This window comes from Nostoc sp. CCY0012 (assembly GCF_963920855.1).
GTDB lineage: Bacteria > Cyanobacteriota > Cyanobacteriia > Cyanobacteriales > Nostocaceae > Cyanocohniella.
In genome coordinates this window covers 1-3,176 of the sequence record NZ_CAWUDM010000209.1, presented here as the reverse complement: position 1 = coordinate 3,176, position 3,176 = coordinate 1, and the positions used below count along the sequence as shown (strand labels likewise).

Annotated in this window: 2 protein-coding genes; both read left to right on the top strand. The window is 33.1% G+C overall.

All coding sequences use genetic code 11. The features are described from left to right. Positions 1–259: 259 nt before the first annotated feature. The gene (locus tag ACM0OS_RS28600; protein WP_414546560.1) at positions 260–739 is read left to right on the top strand and encodes a hypothetical protein; all 480 of its coding nucleotides are present in this window, start codon (positions 260–262) and stop codon (positions 737–739) included. Between the two features lie 3 nt (positions 740–742). Continuing rightward, complete coding sequence (locus ACM0OS_RS28595) at positions 743–2,602, top strand: hypothetical protein (RefSeq protein ID WP_414546559.1); 1,860 nt, start codon at positions 743–745, stop codon at positions 2,600–2,602. Positions 2,603–3,176 lie beyond the last annotated feature (574 nt).

The following is a 3,176-nucleotide window of genomic DNA, read 5'->3' as shown; positions in this document are numbered from 1 at the left end:
ATAGTTCTTGCCTGAGAAGCTACCACCCTTAAGCTCTCAAAGTCAACACCCTAGTATCAATCCTCAAGATTTTAGATGCATTTGCCACGCTGAAAAACCTTATGCTATTCTAAAATCAGAAGAAACCCTGAGATACTCAATTAAATTATTACTTCATTAATTTCAAGTATATACCTATACTTGGAAATTTTTATTCATCCCTTTATTCAGCAACACCCAAAACTTTATTACCTTAACAACTATAAATTCAGACTAAATTATGAGCAATTACGATAGAATAAATGATTTAAAAGATATTTTAGATTTACTTTACGAAAAATTAGGAGAATTTGAAAAAGAGTTAATTATGAGTAGTAATAAATCTGCAAATTTTGAAGTAAAGCAGCGCATTAAGCGAGAGATTATCCCAGCAATTCGGAAATACGAGACAGAGTACTGGGAACTTTACCCACAAGAAGCAATTATCATCTCTGATGAGGAAGCAGAAACCCAGCTCGTTAAGGTTGAACAAGCTGTTGTATCTATCGAGCAAATACCTTCTAATGCTTATCCTTCAGCATTGATTGATCTCCTACAAGAAATACGAGACAAGTTAGATAAACAAGATAAAGCTGCGTCAGCCAAATTGAAAGTAGTTTTACCCTTAATTCCTGCGATCGCTTCTTACGAACTAGAGATGGAAACCCAGGGATTGATGTCCAAAACTTGGGAGAACATAAAAGAAATAGTTCGGAGATAGGTAATGTCAGCAGATAATCGAGAACATAGCTTATTAAGTGAACTAGCGCAAGTAAAGGCTACATGGCAAGAAAAACTTGCCTTTTTCGAGAAAGAACTGGTTGTTGCGGATAGTGCAGAACAACGATTTGGATTACCAAAAAAAATTGAACAATGTCGGCAAGAAATTACAAGAATAACTAAAGAAATAGAATCTCTCAAAAAAGAGCAACAACAAAAAACTTTAGATATCTTGGATGCTTTATCTCGGAAAGTTAATAACATACCAATTGTAGACAGACAAATTGAAAATTTTGGCACAACTCCCAAAATTGAGCCAGTTGTCGCTCCTAACTGGCAAGAGTTTATGCGGCTTTTTATATTTAAACTCAGTCAAAAAAATAATCAATCGAAATACTTCGGTCTTGTCACAGCCGATGACGTAATTTTAATGCTGTTAACTGCTAATAGACCACCGAAAGAAGCTCGTGCGTTGTCTATTTTTGCTATGCAATGCTTGGTAGCAGAACCTAACTTGAAGGAAGAGACAGTTAATTTAATAATAGATAAAGCTATAGATAATTTCAATGAATTTGATGGTTTTGACAAACTGAATACTTTAATGGACGAAGCATTTTTTTCAGTGATGCAGTCCCGCTTTAAACAGCTATTGTCTGCAAGATTATTACAACAATATGTACAAAATCGTGATATTCATCGCAACAAAATTGGTTGTATTTTTTCCAGTATAGTAATTACAAAGGGTAGCATTTTGAATGCAGAAAATGCTACTCAAATATTAATACCCTTGTTGGAGAAGTTCACGATTTTATACTCTGTCGAAGAACGTATTGACGCAGGATTGAATTTAGTTGAAGTATTCTATCGTTCACAAGTTCAAAACAGCTTTACCAAAATAGATTTTTTACCGCAACCAATTTTGCGTAAAGTAATCAAAGTATTACTTGCAGCTGTTCAACAAGAAACAGCAGATAATTATGCAGTTTCCACTATAGCTATATGGGTTCTTTTATGGGTAACTAGTGCCATAACTTGTCATTCTTACACAACCTATAGCTTTACCGATGAAGAACTTGACATCTTACGACAAGTTGTTATTAATGAAAAACATGATGCTTATGCTCGAAGTTGGTCTGCTTTGATTTTGAGTGTTTGTACCCCTGAAAAAACTATATTTGCTCAAGCAGATTGGATTTACGAATGGGTACTTGTGGCAGATGGAGTTAAGCCTCATAGGAAATTACCAAAACCATCATATCCTAATTGTCCGCAAGATATTAAAGTTATCAAAAGATTAATTTCTTCACATATACCGAGCATAACTAAAAGACGTACTGCCATTGCATTGGGAAGATTAGGATGCTTTATACCTGAAATGATAGACCCGTTGTTGCAAATTTTTCAGGATGATTTGTACACTCGTGAAGACCGTGACGAGGCATTAGTGTATTTAGTATTTATAGGTAATTATAAAGTTATATCTGCATTTAAAAATGGATTAAATAATCCGCAGGATAATGTAGATAAATATGATTTACCTGAACATTGCTTTTTAGGTCTTATCGGCATAGGTAATGTAGATGCATTAAAGCAAAAAAATAATAGTCATATCCATGAAAATAAATTTATTGCTGCACGCGGCCATCTTATCCATAAACTCAAAGCTAAAGATAGCAGTGGCCGATGGGCTTATTATTTCGTTTATGTAAGACCCGCCTTAGAGCAGAAGTTCACAAAAGCACTCGATTCAACTCAAAGTATTGATATAGAGAATTATGGAAAGGTTATTGGTTCTTGTTATGGAGAAGAACCAAACGATGAGGTTAAAGCTTTCTTAAAAGAAAAATATGGATTTGATGTTTAAAATTTTGATATTGAGAGCATCTATAGATAATACGATTATGTTATTTATCATATTCTAACTTACTTATGATTTCATAAATAATTCCGAACTACCATAATATCGATCATTATCTACATAAAAATAAGTTTTTTGCAAACTAGATGTGGATAAATATAAAGGAAAGTAAAAGATTTAAGCTGTATTATTATTATACTTTACAAGTTATGTACTCACGTAGAAAATCATGATATTCTTAGAGACAAGTAAGCTAAGTAAAGCCGGATATATATTGTGATGATTTAGACTATATTGTTTTGCTTTGCCACTTAAAAATCTACCTCATAAATAGTTAATTAATGGTATCAAAAGTAAAATTTTCATTGTCTACAAAACATAGAATGAATATCATATTTGCTTGATTCTACCAATACAGGAATAGAAAAATGATTATCAAAAATCAGCCTGATACCCAATTGCTGACAAGAATTAAAAAGCAAGTAGTTGAGCTTTTGAACTTTTTTTTGAATTTTGAAACCGATTTAGCTTAGTGGTGCAGAAAAGTCTTGAACCGCTTGTATACCAGGAGTCTGACTGA

Coding starts and splice junctions, on each gene's coding strand:
- ACM0OS_RS28600 (WP_414546560.1), top strand. CDS start 260: ATGAGCAATTACGATAGAATAAATGATTTAAAAGATATTTTAGATTTA.
- ACM0OS_RS28595 (WP_414546559.1), top strand. CDS start 743: ATGTCAGCAGATAATCGAGAACATAGCTTATTAAGTGAACTAGCGCAA.